The 22,393-nt window shown below is 64.6% G+C and carries 18 protein-coding genes and 1 pseudogene; 12 read left to right on the forward strand and 7 right to left on the reverse strand.

The annotated features are described in order from the left end of the window. Positions 1-107: 107 nt before the first annotated feature. On the reverse strand, positions 108-1,733 hold the full coding sequence (locus BH95_RS11620) for a long-chain fatty acid--CoA ligase (protein WP_037182281.1): 1,626 nt from the start codon (positions 1,731-1,733) through the stop codon (positions 108-110). A 142-nt stretch (positions 1,734-1,875) separates the two neighbouring features. Here BH95_RS11620 and BH95_RS11625 point away from each other — a divergent pair, with 142 nt between their 5' ends. From BH95_RS11625 to BH95_RS11635, 3 genes are all read left to right on the forward strand, one after another. Beyond that, positions 1,876-2,265 (forward strand): PPOX class F420-dependent oxidoreductase, encoded by a 390-nt coding sequence (locus BH95_RS11625; protein WP_033187997.1) that lies wholly within the window; start codon positions 1,876-1,878, stop codon positions 2,263-2,265. 53 nt (positions 2,266-2,318) lie between these two features. Then, positions 2,319-3,797: an FAD-dependent oxidoreductase gene (locus tag BH95_RS11630; RefSeq protein ID WP_244164938.1), complete on the forward strand. Its 1,479-nt coding sequence runs from the start codon at positions 2,319-2,321 to the stop codon at positions 3,795-3,797. A gap of 104 nt (positions 3,798-3,901) precedes the next feature. Next, the gene (locus BH95_RS11635) at positions 3,902-4,525 is read left to right on the forward strand and encodes a SanA/YdcF family protein (protein ID WP_037182287.1); all 624 of its coding nucleotides are present in this window, start codon (positions 3,902-3,904) and stop codon (positions 4,523-4,525) included. Here BH95_RS11635 and aztA read toward each other — a convergent pair. Further along, the gene (gene aztA / locus BH95_RS11640) at positions 4,457-5,161 is read right to left on the reverse strand and encodes a zinc ABC transporter ATP-binding protein AztA (RefSeq protein WP_020112978.1); all 705 of its coding nucleotides are present in this window, start codon (positions 5,159-5,161) and stop codon (positions 4,457-4,459) included. The genes BH95_RS11635 and aztA overlap by 69 nt on opposite strands. A gap of 21 nt (positions 5,162-5,182) precedes the next feature. On the opposite strand from aztA, the gene aztB reads away from it, so the two are divergent. The 5 genes and pseudogenes from aztB to BH95_RS11665 all read left to right on the forward strand — a co-directional run bounded on the left by aztB (position 5,183) and on the right by BH95_RS11665 (position 10,954). Further along, positions 5,183-6,052 (forward strand): zinc ABC transporter permease AztB, encoded by an 870-nt coding sequence (aztB, locus tag BH95_RS11645; protein ID WP_037182288.1) that lies wholly within the window; start codon positions 5,183-5,185, stop codon positions 6,050-6,052. Positions 6,053-6,281: 229 nt separating this feature from the next. After that, positions 6,282-7,502: a hypothetical protein gene (locus tag BH95_RS11650; RefSeq protein ID WP_231383912.1), complete on the forward strand. Its 1,221-nt coding sequence runs from the start codon at positions 6,282-6,284 to the stop codon at positions 7,500-7,502. Continuing rightward, positions 7,499-8,389: a zinc ABC transporter substrate-binding protein AztC gene (gene aztC / locus BH95_RS11655; protein WP_020112981.1), complete on the forward strand. Its 891-nt coding sequence runs from the start codon at positions 7,499-7,501 to the stop codon at positions 8,387-8,389. Before BH95_RS11650 ends, aztC begins: the two co-directional genes overlap by 4 nt. A 120-nt stretch (positions 8,390-8,509) precedes the next feature. Then, on the forward strand, positions 8,510-9,748 hold the full coding sequence (gene aztD, locus BH95_RS11660; RefSeq protein ID WP_037182289.1) for a zinc metallochaperone AztD: 1,239 nt from the start codon (positions 8,510-8,512) through the stop codon (positions 9,746-9,748). 272 nt (positions 9,749-10,020) lie between these two features. Next, positions 10,021-10,954, forward strand: a pseudogene (locus BH95_RS11665) (AurF N-oxygenase family protein). A 76-nt stretch (positions 10,955-11,030) separates the two neighbouring features. Here the strand turns inward: BH95_RS11665 and BH95_RS11670 are convergent. Further along, positions 11,031-11,774 (reverse strand): FadR/GntR family transcriptional regulator, encoded by a 744-nt coding sequence (locus BH95_RS11670; protein ID WP_020112984.1) that lies wholly within the window; start codon positions 11,772-11,774, stop codon positions 11,031-11,033. A 285-nt stretch (positions 11,775-12,059) separates the two neighbouring features. Between BH95_RS11670 and BH95_RS11675 the strand changes: the two genes are divergently transcribed. From BH95_RS11675 to BH95_RS11690, 4 genes are read left to right on the forward strand one after another with little or no spacing between them, the layout of a single operon-like run. Beyond that, positions 12,060-14,141: a hydantoinase/oxoprolinase family protein gene (locus tag BH95_RS11675; RefSeq protein ID WP_037182290.1), complete on the forward strand. Its 2,082-nt coding sequence runs from the start codon at positions 12,060-12,062 to the stop codon at positions 14,139-14,141. Further along, positions 14,138-15,955 carry a hydantoinase B/oxoprolinase family protein gene (locus BH95_RS11680; protein ID WP_037182291.1) on the forward strand — a complete coding sequence of 606 codons (1,818 nt, stop codon included), beginning with the start codon at positions 14,138-14,140 and terminating at the stop codon, positions 15,953-15,955. Before BH95_RS11675 ends, BH95_RS11680 begins: the two co-directional genes overlap by 4 nt. Positions 15,956-15,972: 17 nt before the next feature. Continuing rightward, a complete protein-coding gene (locus tag BH95_RS11685; protein WP_255182985.1) occupies positions 15,973-17,139 on the forward strand; it encodes an amidase in 1,167 nt (388 codons plus the stop codon). A gap of 56 nt (positions 17,140-17,195) precedes the next feature. Beyond that, on the forward strand, positions 17,196-18,245 hold the full coding sequence (locus tag BH95_RS11690; protein WP_020112988.1) for a zinc-dependent alcohol dehydrogenase: 1,050 nt from the start codon (positions 17,196-17,198) through the stop codon (positions 18,243-18,245). A gap of 54 nt (positions 18,246-18,299) precedes the next feature. On the opposite strand, the gene BH95_RS11695 is transcribed toward BH95_RS11690, so the two are convergent. The 4 genes from BH95_RS11695 to BH95_RS11710 all read right to left on the reverse strand — a co-directional run bounded on the left by BH95_RS11695 (position 18,300) and on the right by BH95_RS11710 (position 22,189). Continuing rightward, the gene (locus BH95_RS11695; protein ID WP_033187835.1) at positions 18,300-19,109 is read right to left on the reverse strand and encodes an ABC transporter ATP-binding protein; all 810 of its coding nucleotides are present in this window, start codon (positions 19,107-19,109) and stop codon (positions 18,300-18,302) included. 9 nt (positions 19,110-19,118) lie between these two features. Further along, the gene (locus tag BH95_RS11700) at positions 19,119-20,147 is read right to left on the reverse strand and encodes an ABC transporter substrate-binding protein (RefSeq protein ID WP_019666719.1); all 1,029 of its coding nucleotides are present in this window, start codon (positions 20,145-20,147) and stop codon (positions 19,119-19,121) included. A 17-nt stretch (positions 20,148-20,164) separates the two neighbouring features. Then, positions 20,165-21,049 (reverse strand): ABC transporter permease, encoded by an 885-nt coding sequence (locus tag BH95_RS11705; RefSeq protein WP_019666718.1) that lies wholly within the window; start codon positions 21,047-21,049, stop codon positions 20,165-20,167. A 114-nt stretch (positions 21,050-21,163) separates the two neighbouring features. Next, the gene (locus tag BH95_RS11710) at positions 21,164-22,189 is read right to left on the reverse strand and encodes a LacI family DNA-binding transcriptional regulator (protein ID WP_037182292.1); all 1,026 of its coding nucleotides are present in this window, start codon (positions 22,187-22,189) and stop codon (positions 21,164-21,166) included. Positions 22,190-22,393 lie beyond the last annotated feature (204 nt).

The following is a 22,393-nucleotide window of genomic DNA, read 5'->3' on the forward strand; positions in this document are numbered from 1 at the left end:
GCGCCTTCGTCGCCTGCACCCACGATCAGCTTCGAGCGAAAGTGGCGTTCAGTCAGTCAGACTGACCGAACGGCCCGTTCGCTCCGAAAAAAGTGCAGTGGAAAGGTTCAGCCCAGTTCGATGACGTTCAAAGCGCCGTCGGCGTGGGAGCTTCGCAGACGCTTCTTGTCGTACTTGCCGACGCTGGTCTTGGGGACTTCGTCGATGAAGGTCCAGCGTTCGGGCAACTGCCAGTGAGCAACTCGACCGTCGAGGAATTCGCGCAACTCCTCGGCCGCGACCTTTTCGCCGTCGCGCACCACGACGGCGACCAGAGGACGCTCGTCCCATTTTTGGTCGGGAACTCCGATGACCGCGGCCTCGCGCACGGCTGGATGCTCCATCACGTGGTTCTCCAGTTCCACCGACGAGATCCATTCGCCGCCGGACTTGATGATGTCCTTGGATCTGTCCGTCAGCGTCAGGTAACCGCCGGGGGAGATGGTGCCGACATCACCGGTCCGGAGCCAGCCGTCGTCGAACTTGTCATGCGCGTCGTTGCGGTAGTAACTGCCGGTGATCCATGGCCCCCGCACCTCCAGTTCGCCTACCTGCTTGCCGTCCCAGGGCAGTTCCTTTCCGCTGTCGTCGACGAGGCGAGCGCGAACCGCAGCGACGAAACGCCCCTGCGTGCAACGGAGATCGAATTCTTCCTCCGCCGACAGTCCGACGTCGGGTCGTCCCGAGGTGCCGACGGGCGAGGTCTCCGTCATGCCCCACGCCTGCGTGATGTGTATCCCGTACTTCTCGTGGAAGGCGCGCATCAGCGAAGGCGGGCAGGCACTTCCGCCGACGAGGACATCTCGCAGGCTCGATAGGTCGGCCGGATGCTCGTCGAGATGAACAAGCAGTGCCTGCCAGATCGTCGGGACGGCAGCAGCAGCCGTCGGACGCAACGTCGACATCATCTCGGCAAGGGGAGCGGGCTGCAGAAACCTGTCCGGCATGATCAACGACGCCCCGACCATCAACGCGGCGTACGGCAACCCCCACGACATCGCGTGGAACATCGGCACGATCGCCAGCACCTTGTCGGACTGCGCGAGGCCCATCGCGTCGGACATGCACGCCTGCATGGAATGCAGCCAGATGGAACGGTGCGAGTACACCACCCCCTTCGGATCACCGGTGGTTCCGGACGTGTAACACATTGCCGCAGCGGATCGTTCGTCGAGCTCCGGCCAGTCGAACTCCTCCGGGCGGCCTTCGAGGAGGGCCTCGTAGGCGAGCACTTCGATCCCGTCGGGCGCGTCGACATCAGCGGGATCGACGCCGACGACGACGAGGTGACGCACCGTCGGCATCGTCGGAAGCAAAGGCGTCAGGAGCGGCAGGAGGCTGGCGTCGGCGATGATCACCTGGTCCTCGGCGTGGTTCACGATGTAGGTGAGCTGCTCGGGGAAGAGACGAATGTTCAGCGTGTGCAGCACCGCGCCCATCGCGGGAACGGCCATGTACGCCTCCATGTGAGGCGCGTTGTTCCACATGAACGTGGCGACCCTCTGGTCGTCGTCGATCCCGATCGACCGGAGCCCATGAGCGAGCTGCGCCGCCCGCTTGCCCAGATGCTCGAACGTGACGGTCGACGGACCGTGCTCGCTCCAGGTCGTGACCTCCGCTGCCGGGTGAATCGACGTCCCGAACCGAACGAGCTGGCCGATCGACAACGGGGTGTCCTGCATGGTGCTCTTCATGAACGTTCCACTCCCAATCATTCCGTGCGCTGTGTGCTGCGCGTCACACTTGCACAATACGGACTACCGCCGAGTGCGCCCGCAGAATCGGCAGGGACTCGAGCCGGCAGCAACGAACCGATCAGCGCGTACGTTGGCATCCATGACCGCTTCGTTCCTCGCGCTCGGTGACCAGCCGTTCGTCTCGCTCACCACGTTCCGCAGATCCGGCGAGCCGGTCTCGACGCCGGTGTGGATCGGCCGCGACGGGGACGAACTGATCGTGCTCACCCCGACCGACAGCGGCAAGGTCAAACGAATCAGGAACTCGGGACGCGTCGAACTCCGCCCCTGCAACCGGCGAGGAAAGGTGCCCGACGACGCCGTCACGCACGCTGGTACCGCGCGCATCGTCACCGACGAGCCCGCGCGCCGTGCAACCGAGTTGATTCGACAGAAGTACGGCGTCGAATTTCGGATCGTGATGCTGATCGAGCGGGTGGTCGCGCGCGGACGCAAGCCCCGGGTGATTCTTGCCATCGACGGCGGGTGAATTCTCACCGAACTCGTCGCGCACGGGACTGGTTTCGAGACACCATCTCCAGCATGACGATCTTCGATACCGACGTCCTGGTGGTGGGAGCGGGCCCAGTCGGGCTGGTTCTCGCCGTCGACCTCGCTCGCCGCGGCACACGAGTGCGCGTCATCGACCGCCGCACCGAACCCACCGATGAATCCCGCGCCGTCGTCGTACATTCTCGAAGCCTGGAAATGATGGACGCACTGGGCGTCGTCGACGACATCGTGGCATCGGGACGCACGACAGTGGGAGTGCATTTCCACGCCGACGGAAAGTTGTTGGCGCAGATTCCGCTGGACACCGTCGACAGCGCCTACCCGTTCACGGTGACCACGGCACAGACGGAAACCGAAGCCGTCCTGACGAGGCGGCTGCTCGACCTGGGGGTAGAGATCCAGCGCGGGGAAGAGCTGACCGACTTCGTCCAGGACGACGACGGGGTGCGGGCAACTGTCGGAAGCGACACCGTGACGTGCCGATACCTCGTTGGATGTGACGGGGCGTCGAGCACCGTTCGTCATCACCTCGGCCTGAAGCTGCAAGGCTCGTTCGTGGGCGAGCGCTTCCTGATGGGCGACGTCGACGCCACCTACCCGTTCGACACGAGCGCGATGCACATCTTCGCGTCCGCCGGGTCGGGCCCGGCGATGCTGTTTCCGATGGTCGGCGACCGCGTCCGCGTCATCGCAGCGATCGACGCATCCGAATCCGGGCGGGCGCCGTCGTTGGATTGGTTGCAGCGCCTGTGCACTCAGCGAGGGCTCGGCGTGGACCTGCGCTCGCCCCGGTGGCTGACGACGTTCGAGATCCATCACGCGCAGGTGCCGAGGTACCGGACCGGCAGGGTCTTCCTCGCCGGCGACGCCGCCCACGTGCACAGTCCCGCGGGCGGGCAGGGCATGAACACCGGGATGCAGGACGCATTCAACCTCGGCTGGAAACTCGCAGCAGCGACGAGAGGGAACGCGTCGGAACTGCTTCTCGACAGCTACCACGACGAGCGGCATCCCGTCGCTGCACACGTCATCGCGGAGACGACGACCTTGACCACCGCGGCCACCGTCGAATCCAAAGTCGTTCGGACCGTGCGCAACAAGGTGCTGCGCATCGTGGCGGGAACCAAGTTCGCACAGCACCGGATCGCCGACGAGATGGAGGAATTCACCGTCGCCTACCACGGCAGCCCGATCGTCCGGCAAGGCGTGCACGGACATGTGGCACCCGGTGACGCGGCGCCGCCGGTCGTCGGAACCGAGTTGTGGCACAGCCTCGCTCGGGCACATCGGGAGCATCCGAACGACCACCTGCTGGTCGCCGGCACCCCCTCGATGTCGGTGCCCGGCACGACTCCCGTCGTCGTCGACGATCCCGAGCGCAAGATCGCGCAGCGGTACGGGCTCAAGACACCCGACGGTGTGGTTCTCGTGCGGCCCGACGGCTACGTCGGCGCCATCTCGCCTCTAGGCGACCGTGCGCCGATCGACGCCGCGCTGGCCCTGCTCTGAACAGCGGGCGACTGCCTCAGAGATCCCTCAATCTCGGCCGGTACGGTGACGCCCGGTAGCGTCGGGCGGAGATCGGGAGTTCGTTGAGAAAGAAGTTGTGGCGCGTGGCGGTCGGCCTCGTCGTCGGCGTGCTCGCCGTTGTCCTCGCGTCTGCGGCATGGGTGGCGACCGTGTCCTTCGGGCGGGTGCACGACGCCGCCGACGCACCCCCCGCGCCGGTGGTCATCGTCCTCGGATCCCAGGTGCGCGACGGCAAGCCGATGAAGTACCTGGAAGGTCGGCTCGACGCTGCTGTGTCGCTGTTCGAGTCCGGTCGAGCCCGCGCGGTTCTGGTCTCCGGTGATGCGAACGGTCGGTCCGGCAACGAAATCGCTGCCATGACCGAATATCTCGTCGACGCCGGAATCCCGTCCGACAGGATCGTCGGCGACGACTACGGCCTCGACACCTACGACACTTGCTGGCGCGCCGCGACGACCTTCGGGGTCGAGAAGGCACTCGTCGTCAGTCAAGGCTTGCACGTGTCCAGAGCTGTCGCGCTGTGCCGGGACGCAGGCATCGACGTCGACGGGGTGGACGCAGAATGCGAATGCAACCGACTCGCGGTGCTACGGAACTTCGGTCGCGAGTGGCTCGCACGGCCCAAAGCCGTGCTGGACCTACTGTCCGGACGCGAGCCTGCCGTCGTGAGCCCCGCCACCGACGAATTGACGGTCACGACGCGTTGACGACAAAATCTCCCCGCGCCCGAGAGTGATGGTGACATCCGCGCGATCCGCATCGTCGGCGTCGTGAGTGGCCATGACCACCACGGCGCCGCGGGCCGCCTCGTCGTCGACGACGCTGTTGATGATCTCGCGGGCCTCCGCGTCGAGACCCGTCGTCGGCTCGTCCAGAAGAACCAGATCTCCATGCTCGACGAGCGCCTGCGCCAGCAGCGCCCGCTGACGCTGCCCACCGGACAACTCCGCCAACCGTCGCGACCGCAGATCGGTCAGTTTCAATCGATCGATGGCCTCGTCGACGGCACGGCGATCCGCGGCACTGGCCCGACCGAGGATTCCGCGACGTGGCCACGTCCCCATCGCAACGACCTCGCCGACGGTGACAGCCATCCGATCGTTGACGTCACTGCGCTGCGGAACGTAACTGATACGTCTGTGTCGAATGTCGACAGCGCCCGACGCGGGCTCGACGATGCCTGCAAGAGATTGCAACACGGTCGATTTGCCGGAACCGTTGTGACCGACGAGAGCGGTGACGGTGCCTGGCTCGAACGACGCACTGACGTCGTGGAGGGCAACGGTGTTGCCGTACCGGACGGTCAGGGATCGAACAGACACGGATTCGCTCACGACAACCATTATCGCATAGGGTTCCAGGCCGTGGACTGGCTACTCGACCCCTTCGCTGTCTCGTTCGTACAGCGCGCCCTCTGGGCAGGCATGCTCGTATCGATACTGTGCGCGCTCGTCGGAACATGGGTCGTGTTGCGCGGCATGGCATTCCTGAGCGATGCCGTGTCGCACGGAATGCTGCCCGGCGTCGCGATCGCGTACCTCCTCAGCGCGAACCTGCTCATCGGAGCGGCAGTGAGTGCCGTCGTCATGATCGGCGGCGTCGCCTGGGTCTCCCGCAACTCCCGACTGTCCGAGGACACCGGAATCGGACTGCTCTTCGTCGGCATGCTCGCACTCGGCGTAGTGATCGTCTCCCGCGCGAGATCATTCGCCGTCGACCTGACATCCTTCCTCTTCGGCGACGTCCTCTCCGCCACCCACGCGGACCTGGTATTCCTCGTCATCGCAGCCGCCGTCGCACTCGTCGTCTCCGTCGTCGCCTACCGCCCCTTCGTCGCCATGGTCTTCGACGAACGCAAAGCCCACACCTTCGGATTCCGGCCCCGCCTCGCACACGTCGTACTCCTGGCCCTGGTCGTCCTGGCCGTCGTCGCATCCTTCCGAATCGTCGGAACACTCCTCGTCTTCGGCCTACTCGTCGCACCCTCCGCCACGGCCTACCTCTTCGGGCGATCCATCGTGCAGTCGATGATCATCGCCACCCTCCTCGGCTGGTCCGCCACCATCACCGGACTCCTCGTCTCCTGGCACGCCAACACCGCCGCCGGCGCCACCATCGCCGGCCTGGCCGTACTCCAATTCTTCCTCGTCGCCATGGGCAAATCCGCACTCTCGCGCACCCGTCCCTCGGAAATCCCGAACGTGTCCGCGGGCGCACTTTCTCGGACCGAATGAACCGTTCGGTCACTCAGAGTGACTGAACGCCACGTTCGCTCCGAGCGGGGTGGTGGGTGCGGACGAACGAGGGTGCACTATTTCGGAGCGAATGAACCGTTCGGTCACTCAGAGTGACTGAACGCCACGTTCGCTCGGACCGGGGTGCCAACCGGGGCGCTATGGGGTCGGCTTGGGGAATGGTTTAACATAAACGACAATCGTTATCATTTCTGCTCCGAGGAGTTCTGTGTTCGCCCGTAAAACCGTTCTGACCATTGGCATTGTTGCCCTGACTGCTGCTGGGTGCGGTAGCAGCGATGATGCTGCACCTGTTGTGGAGGAAACCGGCACTGCTCGGGCGGGTAGTGACCTGGCTGCGGAGGCTGGGTCGACCGAGGTCGAGGGTCCGGAGCCTCGGCTCGTTGTCGCCGACGCCGACTCCGGGCGCATCGAGGTTGTCGATCTCGCCACCGAGGAGTCCGTCCACACGTTCGATGTCGGGAACGCGTCGAGCATCACGACCATCAACGGTCGCTATGCCGTCGCGACCGATGACGAGCATGCGCATCTGCTCGATCCCGGCTCGTGGACCATCGACCACGGCGACCACACGCATTCGTACGTCAAGGATCCCGTCGACATCGGCTCGCTCGACGGCGCCGAGCCCGCGCATGTCATCGCCGGCGACCGGAAGGTGTCGGTGTTCTTCGACGGCGCCGGGCGTGCGGATGTCGTCGACTTCGATTCGTTGAGCAAGGCCGAGTCGACGGTTGCGACGACGATCGAGTCCAACGCTCATCACGGCATCGCGGTTCCGCTGTCCGATCACTTCGTGGTCTCCACCGGTGGGACGGAGGAGGACCTGCCGACGGGTCTCGAATTGCGTGACAGCTCGGGTGACGTCGTTCGTCCGCTGGACGCGGCGTGCCCGGAGATGCACGGGGAAGCGGTGTTCTCCAACTACTTCGTCGTCGCCTGCGAGGACGGTGTGCTGAAGGTGGATGCATCGGCGGACTTCGCGACGACGAAGTTCCCGTACCCGTCGCCCGACGCTCGGGCATGGTCGTTCGCTCATGGTTCGCGGGGCGCCCTCGTTGCCGCACCGACGGAGACCGGGGTGCTTGTACTCGACACGAGGTCGGGGGAGTGGGTGCAGGCCAGGACCGCCGACGAGGCGCTGTCGGCGGGAGTGTCCAGCGACGGCAAGACCGTGTTCTCCGTGCAGGCGGACGGTACGTTCCGTGTGTTCGACGCGGTGACCGGCGCCGAAACGTCGTCGACGCCCGTGGTTCGACCGACGGCCGACGACGGCGACGCGCCCGAACTTCAGGTCGGCGGTACCCGCGCCTACGTGTCCGATCCCGTGGCCAGGACAGTCACCGAGATCGACTACCGCGACGGCGGTCGCGTCGCGCGAACCTTCGACTTCGACTTCGCGCCCGCATCGATCGGTGTGATAGGCGCATGAAAAAGCTTCTGCTGGCGGTCCTCCCGGCCGCGCTGATTCTGGCGGGCTGCTCGGGTGCGGACTCGTCGGGCACACCGACGATCGTGGTGACCACCAACATTCTGGGCGACATCACCTCTAGCATCGTCGGAGACCAGGCCGACGTGCTGGTGCTCATGCCGCCCAACTCGGATCCGCATTCGTTCGAGATCTCCGCAGCGGAGGCTGCGCGGGTGGAATCGGCGGATCTGTTGATCGCCAACGGGCTCGGGCTGGAGGAAGGCGTCGCCAAGACGATCGACGCAGCACGGGCGAACGGCACCGACATTCTCGAGGTCGGCCCCGGCGTCGACCCCATCGACTACGTCTCCGGGCAGTCGTCGGGCGCCGCGGATCCCCACATCTGGACGGATCCGGAGCGTATGCGCACGGCTGTCGGGCTGATCAAGGATGCGGTGACCGAGTCGCTGGACGGTGTGGACGTCGAGGCTGCCGCACAGGACTACGACGCCCAGCTCGTCGAGTTGGACGGGCGCATGCAGGAGCGGTTCGCGCCGATCGTCAATCGCAAGTTGGTGACGAACCACCACGTGTTCGGTTACCTCGCAGACCGTTACGACTTCGAGGTCATCGGTGCAGTCATCCCGAGTGGCACGACGCTCGCATCTCCGAGTGCGTCCGACCTGTCGGATCTCGCGGGCACCGTGCGCGACGCGGGCGTGCCCACCATCTTCGTCGATTCGTCCCAGCCCGACAGGCTGGCGCAGGTCATGGCGTCGGAAGCAGGAGTCGACGTCGACGTCGTGAAGCTGTTCACCGAGTCGCTGGGGGACGAGAACTCGGATGCACCGACGTATCTCGACATGATGGACTTCAACTCGACCGCCATCGCTGCGGGACTGCGCTGACCCACACCTGCGTGTGCGTGCCACGGTGCGCACACGCAGGTGAAAGTGCTTGTCACACATGCATTTGTGCGCACTATAGGCTTTGACAATCATTTGCATGTACCTGTATTTCTTTGGAACATGATGAACAACCGCACCACTCGATCGCTCGGCGCCGTCGTTGCGCTGGGCACCTCGGTTGCCTTGTTGGCAGCCTGCTCCTCTTCTTCCGATTCGACCGACAGTGAAACCAGCGAAAGCTCGGCCGCAGCTGCACCCGTGTCCAATTCCGCTGCGACGCCGCGCTTGACGGTCAGCTACGACGGCGGCGTCCTGGTCCTCGACGCTGCCACTCTCGAGACCGTCGACGACGTCACCGGTATCGACGGCTTCACGCGGCTCAACCCCGCCGGCGACGGCCGTCACGTCTTCGTCAGTGGCTCAGGTGCTTTCACTGCGCTCGATGCCGGTACCTGGACCTCGGGTTCGGAACACTTCACGTCGACGCCGGCGCTCACCGACGTCAAGTTCGACGCCACCACACCGGGGCATGTCGTCCGGCACGACGGCAAGACCGTTCTGTTCGACGACGGTACCGGCAAGGTCGAGATCTTCGAATCCGCTGCGCTGCTCGAGGGTGAGAAGCCCGAGACCGACACCTACACCACACCCGAGGCGCATCACGGTGTCGCGGTGGAACTCTCGGATGGTGCACTGCTCACCACCCTCGGAAACGAGGACGAGCGCACCGGCATCGTCGTCCTGGACGCCGACCGCAAGGAAGTCGTCCGCAACGAAGAGTGCCCGGGTGTGCACGGTGAGGCTGTTGCAGCCGACGAGACCGTCGTGGTCGGCTGCCAGGACGGGCTGCTCATCTACCGTGACGGTGCGATCACCAAGGTCCAGAGCCCGGATGCATACGGCCGCATCGGCAACCAGGCCGGCGACGAGGACTCGCCGGTTCTGCTCGGCGACTACAAGGTCGATCCCGACGCTGAGCTCGAGCGTCCGACTCGTGTTTCGCTGACCGACACCGTGAGTGGTGAACTCACGCTCGTCGATCTCGGAACCAGCTACACCTTCCGCTCGCTCGGACGCGGACCGGCAGGCGAAGCAATCGTACTCGGCACCGACGGTGCGCTCCACGTCATCGATGTGAACAGCAAGTCCGTCACGCAGACCATCCCCGTCGTCGACGCGTGGGAAGAGCCGGTCAAGTGGCAGGAGCCGCGCCCGGCGTTGTTCGTCCACGAGGGAACCGCCTTCGTCTCGGACCCGGCGAAGAACTCGGTCCACGCCGTGGACCTGTCCACGGGTGAGGTCACCCAGACGGGCGAGCTCGCCCACACACCCAACGAGCTGACGGGTGTGACCGGCTAGATCCTTGCAGGCGCAACATCGGACGAACCATGCCCGGTGTCGGTGATAAATCACCGACACCGGGCTTGTTCGTTGTCGAAGGACCCTTCCCATCCGGACGAAGTGTGTGTAACTTTGGTTACCAGCAAGCATGATTGTTTCCGAGTGGATGGGCTGCCACCAGGCGTATCGCCGGTGACGGACGGGAAGAGGATCGCATGGTTACAGTTACCGGCAAGAGCACGTCACGTGCAGGCGGGTCTACCAGGCTTCCGGTCGAGACGTACCGCGAGATGCTCGATGTCCTGTCCGAAGGTTCGGTGCCGGAACTTCGACCCCTACCGAGACATCGACTGGGACAGCGAAGAGTTCCAGATGTTCTCGCACGATCCGCGGTGGATACTGCCGAACTACCATCCGCTCGGCGGGACTGCGTGGTATCAGCAACTGCCGCGCGGACGGCAGATCGAGGTCGGACACCACATCCAGATCAACTCGGTCAAGGTCGGCGCCGCGTTCGAGAGCATCCTCATCCGCGGAATGATGCAGTTCATCATGAAGATGCCGAACAACTCGCTCGAGTTTCGGTACTGCCTCCACGAGATCACCGAGGAGTGCAACCACATTCAGATGTTCCAGGAGTTGGTCAACCGATCCGGGGCCGACGTGCCGGGAATGCGCACCGACTTCCGTCTCGCTTCACCGACGATGGGCATGTTGGGCGCGGCGTTTCCCGTCGTGTTCTTCATCGGAATCCTCGCGGGCGAAGAGCCGATCGACCACTGGCAGAAGGAAGTCATCCGGCAGGGCAAGGATGTTCCCCCGGCGATGTTGCGCACCATGGAGATTCACATCGCTGAGGAAGCGCGCCACATCTCGTTCGCGCACCACTTCCTCCGTCAGCACTACCCGAATCTCGGCAGAATCAACAAGTGGCTCGTCTCGGTGTCGACGCCGATCATCATGCGCTGGCTCGCCGGCGTGATCATGGCGCCGCCGCGCAGACTGGCCGCAGACCTGGACATTCCACGTTCGGTCGTCAAAGAGGCGTACTGGGGTGGCCCGGTGGGCAGCAACCAACTGCAGTCCTACTTCGGCGACGTCCGAATGCTGGTCGACGAGATCGGCATGACCAACCGCACGGCCAAGTACCTGTGGAAGAAGCTCCGCATCGACGGCTCGGTCTCCCGATTCCGCGGCGAGCCGGACCGTTCCGCACTCGACTGAGCCACCGCGTATCGCGACGAAATATCAGAGTTTTGCTCGAGCTCGCCACACGCCCACTCGCGCAATCAGCAGATGATTACCGCAGAGTGTCCATCTGGCGGTAGGAATCCCCCAGGTGGTCGAGGTGCTTTCGCATCAGGTCCATCGCGCCCATGGAATCGCCGTCGGCGACGACGTCGAGAATCGCGCGATGGTCGTGGTCGACGCACGTCCAGAAGCCGTCCGGGGCGTGGTCGCGGCCGAATCTGCCCGACAACACCCGGAAGACGGGTGCAGTGATCAACTCGAGCAGCGGGTTCTGGGCGGCGCGGAGCAGGACCAGGTGGAACTCCTGATTCTTGGTGAACGTTTCCGGACCCTGGGCGTCGGTGGGGTCGAAGATCGTCTGGCGTAGCTGCGCGATGTGCTCGTCGGTGCGACGGAACGCGGCGATTCCCGCGGCCGGCACCTCCATAAGGTTGCGCACCTCCATGAGCTGATCCACGGTCACGGTCTCCGCGGCTGCCATCAAGGCGACGCCCGTTTCCAGGTGGGCACTGATGTGCCCGACGGTGGGGGCCGAGACGAAGCTGCCGCCGGTGACTCCGCGCGTCGTCTGAATGAGATTCTGGCTGGCCAAAGACCTGAGTGCTTCGCGAATGGTGCTCCTGCCGACCCCGAACTCTGCGGTCAGCTCGGCATCCCCGGGCAGCCGTTGACCTGGTTGAAGTTCTCCCGACAGGATGCGCTCACGCAAATGCGTGGCGAGGACTGCATACGCAGGTCCGCTTTTCGGCACCGTATCGGTCACGTCGAGGTCCTCACTGTCCGTTCGTCGCATAGTTCGGTCGCATAGTCCGGTTGCCGATGAGCCTAACCTCTGGAACGCGGACCGCTGGTCGAATCATCGGTTCTTTTGCAGTGACATGCCCTAGCCGAACCAGTGGAGGACGCTCGCCAGGGTCTCTGTAAAGCGGAAACATCAGAGGTATTGCGTTCGCCGGGATCGGCGGGCACTATGACTCGTGTCACCTTGCATCAGTGATCCACGACACTCGCAAGGTCGAAAGAGCCTACTCAGCACCTCTCCGCTCCACCGTGGGCGCCGGCAGAAACGGAAGCTTTGATGAAACGAATTGGAGTCGATGTCGGAGGAACGTTCACCGACCTCGTGCTGTGGGACGACGACGGCACCGTCGTGGTGCACAAGACGCCGTCGACCAATCACGATCCCTCCATCGGCACCATGGACGGCATCGCCGTTCTCGCCGAACGAGCGGGGATCGATCCGTCGGAGATCGACATGTTCTTCCACGGTACGACGGTGGCGACGAACATCGTGCTCGAGCACAACGGATGCGACGTCGGCATGATCACCACCGAGGGTTTCCGCGACCTTCTCCACATCGCCCGCAAGAAGCGCCCGCTCAATTACTCGAACTACCAGGACCTTCCGTGGCAGAAGTGGCAATTGGTGCCGCGCCGTAACCGGCGCGTCGTACCGGAACGCATCGATGCCGCGGGCACCGTCCTGACTCCGCTCGACGAGGACGCCGTACGCGAGCAGGTGCGCCTGCTGAAGCAGCGCGGAGTGCAGGCGATCGCTGTCGCGTTCCTGCACTCCTACCGCAACCCGACGCACGAGCAACGTGTCAAGGCGATCATCGCCGAGGAATTCCCCGGTGTGTTCGTCTCGCTCTCCAGCGAGGTCGCACCGCAATACCGTGAGTACGAGCGCTTTTCGACGGCTGCGCTGAACGCATTCATCGGCCCGAAGACCTCCAAGTACATCGCGAACCTGGCAGGCAAGGCGCGGGATGCCCAGGTCGGCGAGGACGTTCACCTGATGACCTCGGCGGGCGGCCTCGTGACATCGCGCAGCGCAAGCGAGATCCCGGTGTCGCTGCTGACAAGTGGTGTCATCGCCGGTCTGCTCGGCGGATGCGCAATCGGCAAGGCGTCGGGATATCCGAGCGTCATCACCCTCGACGTCGGTGGCACCTCCGCCGACGTCGGCGTGGCACCCGACGGCGCACTGCGCATGAAACACCTGCTCGACACCCGCATCGGTGACTACCACGCCATGGTGCCGATGGCCGAGGTCGACACCATCGGTGCCGGTGGTGGATCCATCGCTGTCGTCGACGACGGTGGCATGTTCCGCGTCGGGCCGCGCAGTGCGGGAGCAGTGCCGGGTCCTGCCTGTTACGACCGCGGCGGCACCGAACCAACCTCGACCGACGCCATGGTCTCGATGGGCTGGCTGCGCGAGAACAGTTTCCTGTCCGGCACCATGGAAGTGAAGCCCGAACTCGCCCGTGAGGCCATTCAGTCCCACATCGCGGACAAGCTCGGCACCCCGCTCGACGAAGCGGCAATGGGCATCTTCAAGATTCTGGCGCACTCGATGACCGAGGCCATCAGCCTGCACTCCGTGCGCAAAGGGTATGACCCACGCGACTTCTCGCTGATCGCCGAGGGCGGCGCCGGGCCTCTGTTCGCATGGCAGATCGCCGACCAACTCGGTATCCCTCGCGTGATCGTGCCGGGCCACCCCGGCATCACCTCGGCCGTCGGGCTCCTGACCACCGACATCCGTTACGAGGTGCCCACGACGGTGTGGACGTCGTCGGCCGACCCGGACATCGAACTGGTCGCGTCGCAGATGGAACGGTTGTCCCAACAGGCGATCGCGCAGCTCGAAGCCGACGGCGTTGCCGCCGAGAACATCTCGCTCGAACGTAGCGTCGACTGTCGGTACGTCGGCCAGGGTTACGAACTTCGCGTCCAGGCACCCGACGGCGCCATCGACGACGTGTGGATCAAGACCACCGCCGAGGCGTTCCACGAAGCCCACGGCCGAACCTACTCACAACGCTTCGACGACAAGCCTGTGCAACTCATCAACATCAGGGTCACCGGCGTCGGCGCGGTTCCTCACGTCCGCATCGCCGACATCGAGAAAGGCGGCGCCGACGCGTCGGCCGCGATCAAGACCACGACGCAGGCTCTCTTCTGGGCCGACGAGACAGCCAAACCCGAGTGGGTGGAGACGCCGGTCTACGAGCGATCGCTGCTGCTCGCCGGCAACACGTTCGACGGGCCCGCCATCGTCGAACAGTTCGACTCGACCACCATCGTCGGTATGAATCAGCGCGCAGAAGTCGACGCCGTCGGCCACATCATCATCGAGAGGAAATCCGCATGAGCAAGGCGCTGATGCCCAAGACCGGAGTGTCACTCGCCGGTGAGGCAACACGAACGTGGAACGACGTCGAGGTCGACCCGATCACGTTGCGTGTCATCGGTGGTGCACTGCAGTCCATGGCCAAGGAAATGGCGCAGGTCCTCTACCGAATGGCCTATTCGAGCCTCATCCGCGAGTCCGAGGACCTCGGCGCGGGCATCTTCGACGTCAACGGACGAGAGCTCTGCGAATCGGATTCCACACCCATGCACTGCGGTTCGATTCCCGCCTACATCCGCGGAGTCAACCGTCGGCTCGCGGGAACGTACAAGCCGGGCGATGTCATCCTGCACAATCATCCCTACCACGGGGCGGCGCACTCGCCGGACTACGGCGTGATCATCCCCATCTTCTGGCAGGGCGAACACATCGGCTTCGCCGGCTGTACAGGTCACGTATCGGATGTCGGGGGAAACTTCCCGGGACTGTGCATGGATGTCGTCGACGTCTGGGCCGAAGGCAAACTCATGGACTCCATGAAGATCTACGAGGCCGGAGTACGCAACGACTACCTGATCCAGCACATCCTCGACAACGTGCGCACGCCGGAGCAGAACCGCGGCGACCTCGAAGCCCTCATCGCCTGTTCGCGGATCGGAGAGAATCGATTCACCGAGCTACTGGAGAAGTACGGCCTCGACACCGTCATGAGTGCCGGTGAGCGGTGGATGGACTACTCGGAGAAGATGCTGCGCAACAAGATTCGGGAGATACCCGACGGCAGCTACTCCGCGCCCATCGGCTACCTCGACGACGACGGCAAGAACCGCGGTGAACCGCTAGCGGTGGCCGTGCGAGTCCAGGTCGACGGCGAGGACATCCTCATCGATCTCACCGGGTCCAACAGTCAGGTGCCGACGGCGTTCAACGTCCCGTTCGAGGGTTCCGTTCTACCCGTGGCTGTCTCGGCCATCCGCACGATTCTGCTCGACGAGGACGTCACCGAGGAATTCGTGCCGCAGAACGACGGGTGCTTCCGTCCCGTCAAGGCATACGCACCCGAGGGAACCATCTTCAATCCGGACTTCCCGGCGTCGTGCTTCGCTCGCTTCTCCCAAGTCAATCGAGTGTTCGACTCGATCAACCTGGCGCTTGCACCAGTACTTCCCGATCACGCCGTCGCCGGTTCGTCCGCCGCGCTGTGCGCGATCGCGTACTCCGGGATCGCGCCGGACGGCGAATCCTATTGGGTCTACATCGAAATCAACGAGGGATCCTACGGCGGCCGGAACGGCAAGGACGGGATGGATGCCGTCGACGCGTTGATGGCCAACACCCGAAACAATCCGATCGAGGAACTCGAGCTCAATCACGCGATGCGGGCTCTGCGATACGAACTGCGTGACGAGGCCCCCGCTCCCGGGCAGTGGCGCGGCGGCATCGGCAGCGTACGCAAGTGGCTCATGGAGACCGACACGTTCCTCGGCTCGGAAGCAGACAATCGCTCCGACGCCCCGGCCGGCGCGCTGGGCGGGCACAACGGTGTGTCCGGATCCTTCACCCGCAACGCCGGGACCGATCGCGAGGAAGTGCTGTACTCCAAGGTCACTCAGGAAACCATCCGGGCCGGCGACACCCTGGAGATCAAACTTCCGTCGGGCGGCGGTTTCGGAAATCCCTTCGAGCGTGACCCGTTCCAAGTGCTCAGCGACGTGTGGGACGAGTACCTGACCGAGGAAGACGCGCGACGTGACTACGGTGTGGTCGTGAACACCGAGGACTGGACCGTCGACGAGGAAGCAACTGCGGGCCTGCGCGCCGGGAGCGCGGCCTGACCGATCTCGGCGCGGTCATCACCTGGTGTGACCGCGCCGGGTCAGGCACCGGCCCCGTGGCCGGGATGAGAATCGGCGTCAAGGACAACATCGACGTCGACGGTGTGGCCACCACGTGCGCATCGAGATTCTTCGACGGGCACGTGGCGAATCGCGACGCGGAGGTCGTCGCTCGACTGCTCGCCGCGGGCGCTCGGATCACTGCGAAGCTGAACATGGCCGAGTTCGCGGTCGGCGTCACCTCGCAGAACACCGCGGCCGCCGTCCCTCGGAATCCGTGGGACACGAGCCGGGTACCCGGTGGCTCCAGCGGGGGATCGGGATCCGCTGTATCCGCGGGACTCGTCGACGCATCGCTGGGAACCGACACCGGAGGTTCGGTCCGGTTGCCGGCGTCGGCGTGCGGTGTCGTCGGACTCCGGCCGACCTGGGGAGCGATCAGCAACGACGGTGTGTTCCCGGTCAGCGAGGAGTTCGACACCGTCGGGCCGATGGCACGGACGGTCGACGGTGTTGCCCGGCTGTTCACCGTCCTCGCCGACCACCCGGGATCGGCTGCACCGACAACCCGGCGGATAGGTGTTCCCACCACGTTCTTCACCGACGACGTCGACAACGGTGTCGCCGACGCCGTCCACGTTGCAACCCGAGTTCTGGGAACCCTCGGCTACGACATCGTGCCGATCGAGATCCCGGGCGTCGCCGACGCCCAGGACATCGTCTACACCATCGTCTACTCGGACCTGGCGCACCGGCACCGAGCCCGCGTGGACCGACAACCGGAACTGTTCCAGCCCGCGACACTCGAAAGAATCTCCCTCGGGCTGAGCATCTCCGATGCCCAACGGGCGGCCGCCGTCCGCGGTCGAACGGAGTATCGCACCGGACTGAAGAAGGTGTTCACGGACGTGGACGTGGTGCTCACCCCCACGATGCCGGTGGACGTTCCCCGCATCGACGGGGGAGACGACGTCGTCGCCCAGTCTCGCCGGATGGGTCAGTTCAGTTACCCCTGGTCACTGCACGACGGTCCCACTCTTGCTGTTCCCGTCGGATTCCACTCCGGCTCGGGTATGCCGGTGGGAATGCAGCTCACCGCCGCCGCCCACCACGAACAGCAGCTGTTCGACATGGGTTCGCGCTATCAGGCGGCGACGGACTGGCACACCCACTCACCTGGGTGAGCTGGAGCGTATGGTTGTAGATACTTTATGAAGTATCTACAAAGGAAGTAACCATCATGTCCGTGTTGGAAGCCCAGCGTTACGTCCATGTCGTTGCTCCGCACCAAGCGGAGACCGTGGACGAGGCACGCGCACCCGAGCCGGCGGACGACGGCGTGGTCGTGGACATCAGGTACTGCGGGATCTGCGCGACCGACACCCACGGGTACTCGTCGGCTGCCCTGCCCCCGGCTGTGTTCGGCCACGAGTGGACCGGAACGGTCTCCGCGATCGGCAAGGACGTCACGACCGTTGCTGTCGGGCAGCGGGTCGTCGGCGGAGTGGGCCCAGCATGCGGGCGGTGCCCTCAGTGCACGGCAGGACACGCAGCGCACTGTGATCTGGCGTTCGCCGAGGCCAACGGAATCACCGACGACGCACCGGTGCACGGCGGATTCGGCACCACGCTGACCGTCTCGGCCCGTCGCGTGGTCGCGGTGCCCGACGCGCTCACGGACGAGGAAGCCGCACTCGTGGAACCGGCGACCGTGACTTTCCATGCAGTGAAGCGGACCGCCATGACGCTCGGATCGACCGTGGTGGTGCAGGGAGCCGGGCCCATCGGCTTGCTCACGGCGCAGCACGCCCGCAACGCCGGTGCCGGCCGGGTGATCGTCTCCGAACCGTCACCGCATCGCCGCGAGCAGGCGACGCGGCTCGGGTTCACCGACGTGGTGGAACCGGCCGACCTCGATCGCGTGCTGCGCGGAGCAACCAACGGACTCGGTGCCGACGTTCTCTTCGAATGCACCGGAGTGGCAAGTCTTCTCCAGCCGTCGGCACAGTTGGTTCGTCGGGGTGGAGTGCTGTCGCTGCTGGGCTACCCGGGAACGGACTCGCAGGTGAGCTACGGCGACTGGCAGAGTCGCGAGCTCACGGTCATCGGATCGCTGGCGTACTCCCACGAGGACTTCGTCGGGTCGATGACCGCGATCGCCGAGAAGCGACTCGATGTCGCGTCTCTGCACACCGGCACGATCGGGCTCGGGGAGTTGACCGACATGTTCGTCGAGCTGGATTCGGGACAGAGCACCCACGCGAAGGTCTTGGTCGATCCTCGCCGCTAGCGCCTTGTGTGAGTGGAAATGTGTCCTCCAGGACACATTTCCACTCACCTAGGGTCAGTCGGCGTTCGTCGTCGCGCCCAGGAGGTCGCGAACCCGATTGGCGACGGTGATGAACTCCGGCTGTTCCATGGTGGAGCTGTAATCTCGCTCGACAGGGAGGTCGACGTCGAGGATTTCGACGATCCGGCCGGGTCGCGGGCTCATCACGACGACCCGATTGGCCAGGTACACGGCCTCGGCCACGGAGTGCGTCACCAGCATCACCGTCGTTCCGGTTTCGCGCCAGATGCGATGCAACTCGACGTTCATCTTCTCTCGGGTGAGAGCGTCGAGAGCGCCGAACGGTTCGTCCATCAGCAACACTTCGGGCTCGTGCAGCAGGGCGCGGCACAGCGAGACTCGTTGCTGCATACCGCCGGACAGTTCGTGGGGGAGTGCGTTCTCGAAACCACTGAGGCCGGTCATCTCGATCAGCTGGTCGGCTTTCGCGGCTGTCTGCTTGCGGTTCATGCCACGCATCTCGCCCTGCAGCAGGATGTTCTTGCGGACGGTCCGCCATTCCAGAAGTGCGGCGCGCTGGAACACGTAACCGATGCCCCGCTGCGGCCCCTTCACCTGCTTGCCGCGCAGGCTCACACTGCCGGAACTCGCATTGGTCAGTCCGGCAACAACTTTGAGCAGCGTCGATTTGCCGCATCCCGACGGTCCGGCGATGGAGACGAACTCTCCTTCTCCTACCGTGAGGTCGACATCGCTGAGCGCTGTCACGTCACCTCGTTTGGAGGAGAAGCGGACGCTCAGGTCGTCGACGGCCACTGCGGTGTCGGTCAGGACGGTTTTCGGTCGATCGAAGGTGGCGGTCATGTCCTTACCTCACTGCTCGGTGGTCGTGGTGAAGGTGGAATCCCAGTACTTCGACGGCTCGTCGGCGCTCTCGAGGAGGCCGGCGTCGGAGAGAACGGTGATCGTGGACACCCAGTCCTCTTCGGAGTTGACGCCCGGCGCGTTGCCTTCGGTGTTGGGGGTGGTGAGCAGCGGGATGGTTTCCTGCCACTGCTGCAGCAATACCGACTCGGGCGGGGTCTGCGGGTCCTTGCCGACCATGGAGGCCACTGCCGCCTCGGGGTTGGCGATGGCGGCTTCGAAGGACTCGGTGGTGGCGTCGACCATGGCCTGGACCAACTCAGGGGAGCGTTCGATGGTCGACTCGTTGGCGATGAGACCGTTGCTGAAGAAGTTCAGGCCCGCGTCGGAGTACTTCAGGTACCGCATCTCGCGGCCACTCTTGTTCGCGATGTTGGGGCCCTGATCGTGTGCGAAGCCGATCAAACCGTCCACCTGGCCGGACAACATGGCGGCAACCTTGCCTGCGGAGTCGAGGCTCTGCTGGGACACCGAACTCTCCTCGACGCCGACGGCATCGAGATAGATGGGGAACGTGGTCGTCGGCGCATCGCCCGCGGAGACTGCGATGGTCTTGCCGGCGAGGTCGGCCGTGGTCTGGATGGGGCCGTCGGCGTAGACCTGGACGGCCGAGGGGGTGGTCTGCAGGAAGACGCCCACGCTCTTGATCTGTACACCCTTGTCGATGTTGGACAGGACGGCCGCGGAGTCGGCCCAGCCGAAGTCGGTCTGGTTGGATCCCGCTGCCTGCGCGGTCTTGGTCGAGCCCTGGCCGGCGGTGATGGTCAGATCGATGCCGTGCTTGGCGAAGATCCCCTCCTGGACGCCGTAGTAGAACGGGGCGTGCTCGCCGTAGGGGTACCAGTTGAGCATCAGTGATGTCGCCGTGGTTTCACCGTCGGTGCCGGGAGCCTTCTCCTCGGCGCCGCCTCCGCTGCAACCGGCGAGTACGAGGGACGATGCGGCGGCCGCCGCGATGACGAGTTTTCCGAGTTTCATTCGATTTCTCCGATGTGTCAGACGGCGGACGCGGATGCAGTGGATCGACGCGACGCGTGCCAGGGGATGAGGAACTTCTCTGCGATCTCGATGATCATGAAGAGGATGATGCCGAGGGCGGACATGATGATCAGCGCCGCGAACAACATTGCGGTGTCGATGTTTCCGTTCGCCTGGAGGATGACGTAGCCGAGTCCTTCGTTGGCCCCGACGAATTCACCGACGACCGCTCCGGTGACGGCGAGTGTCGCGGCGATCTTCAGTCCGGACATCAACTGCGGCAACGACGCCGGGAACCGGACCTTGGCGAAGGTCTTCCATTTGCTGGCGCCCATCGTGGAGGTGAGTTCGAGGATCTCGGGGTCCACCGAACGCAGCCCGGCCATGCCGGCGATGACGATGGGGAAGAACGCCATCAACACGGCGACGAGGATCTTGGGGCTGGCTCCGAATCCGAGCCACACGACGAACAGTGGTGCGATGGCGATCTTGGGAATGACCTGAGCGAAGAGGATGAGTGGATACATCGTCTTCTCGATGCTCGACGAGTAGATCATCAGCACCGCAACAGCTTCGCCGACGAGCGCGGCGATCACGAATCCGGCGATGGTCTCGTACGTGGTGACCCAGGTGTGCCCGGCGAGGTACGAGGCGTTGTCCGCCATTGTCGACCAGGTGTCGCTGGGCGACGGGAGGATGTAGGGCGCGACGAGTTCCGACTCGGTCACCGCCCACCATGCTGCTACCAGTACGGCCACGAGCGCGAGCGGGCGCCACAGTCCGGACCACGTGTTTCGGAAGGAGGGCAGAATGTTCTTGAAGCTCCGTCGATGATCCGTCGGCGCAGGGTGTGTTGCCGACGGCTCAGCGGAACGGATCTCGACCGACGTTGTTACCGCCATGAGAAGTCCTCGAGCTAGTAGTGGGCGGGCTACGACGCTCCCGCTGGAATGCGCTTTCCGAAGCTGAAGCGAATGTAGTGTGACCGCGCCCACACTGTCAAGAGTTCTTAAAGTTCACCTGGTCAGAGCGCTGCTCGCACGCAACACGACGGTGCCGGGGGCGTACTCGTGCGTGTTTTGCTCCCCGTCGAGAGCGAGCTTCACCGCACGCTCACCGATCTCCACGAGCGACAGGGCGACGGTCGTCAGGCTCGGAAAGTGATCCCGCAGCGTCGGGATGTCGTCGAAACCCGCGACGCAGATATCGTCGGGCACGCGAAGGCCCTGGCTGCGCCACGCCGCAATGGCGCCGATCGCCATCACGTCCGTGACGGCGAAGACGCAGGGCGGCGCGGTCTCGGAGCCGGGATGCAATTCCAGCGCCGCGGCGAGGCGTCGGGCAGCGCTGAAACCGCCGTCCCGTGAGAAGTCGCCCGCCACTTCGATTTCCGGGGCCAAACCGTGCCTGGCCAGGGCGTCGACGAAACCGTTTCGCCGGTCCACCGACGTGCGGATGTTGCCGGGCCCGCCGATGATCGCGAACCGTCGGTGACCCTCGCCGATCAATGCCTCGGCGAGTGCCGCTGACGCCACGAAGTTCTCCGGTTCGACGGCCGCGCCGAACGGTAGCGGTTGCCCGATGACCACCACTTTTCCGTCGTTCTTTCGATACGCAGCGAATTCCTTCTCCAGATCTCGATCCAGGTCACCGCTCTGACGCGAGCCGGCCAGAATGATGGCGTCGGCGCGGTGCGAGATGAAGGTGCTGACCGACTGGCGTTCGATGTCGAAATCGCGCTCTGTGCTGGCCAGGAGGACCAGCTTGCCGGCTGCGCGCGCCTCGTTCTGCACTCCGCGCACGATCGAGGAGAAGTACGGATCCGCAACGTCGTGGACCACCAGCCCGATCAGGCCGGTGGAGGACCGCGCGAGCGCCTGGGCCTGGGCATTCGCCACATAGCCGAGGTCTGCCGCGGCTGCGCGAACCCGGTCTGCGACGCCTTCTCCCGGGATTCGCGAGGAACCGTTGAGGACTCTCGACGCAGTGGCCTGGGAAACCCCGGCCGCCGCGGCCACGTCCTGCAGTCTGACTGCCGCCATGATCGATTCTCCTCGAGTTGCCGCTTGACCAACCGACGTGGACAGCATAGCTTGGAAAGCGCATTCCGAAGCTGACTTGTTCGCTCGACGCGTGTGGAACTTTCCGCCACACCGTTTCTGGAACCCTTCCCGACGGCTCAGCCCGTCCCCAGCCCTGAACGTCCGTGAACACCTCGACGTCCCTCCTGAAGAACAGGCAACTGC

The sequence above is a fragment of the Rhodococcoides fascians A44A genome, assembly GCF_000760735.1.
GTDB lineage: Bacteria > Actinomycetota > Actinomycetes > Mycobacteriales > Mycobacteriaceae > Rhodococcoides > Rhodococcoides fascians_E.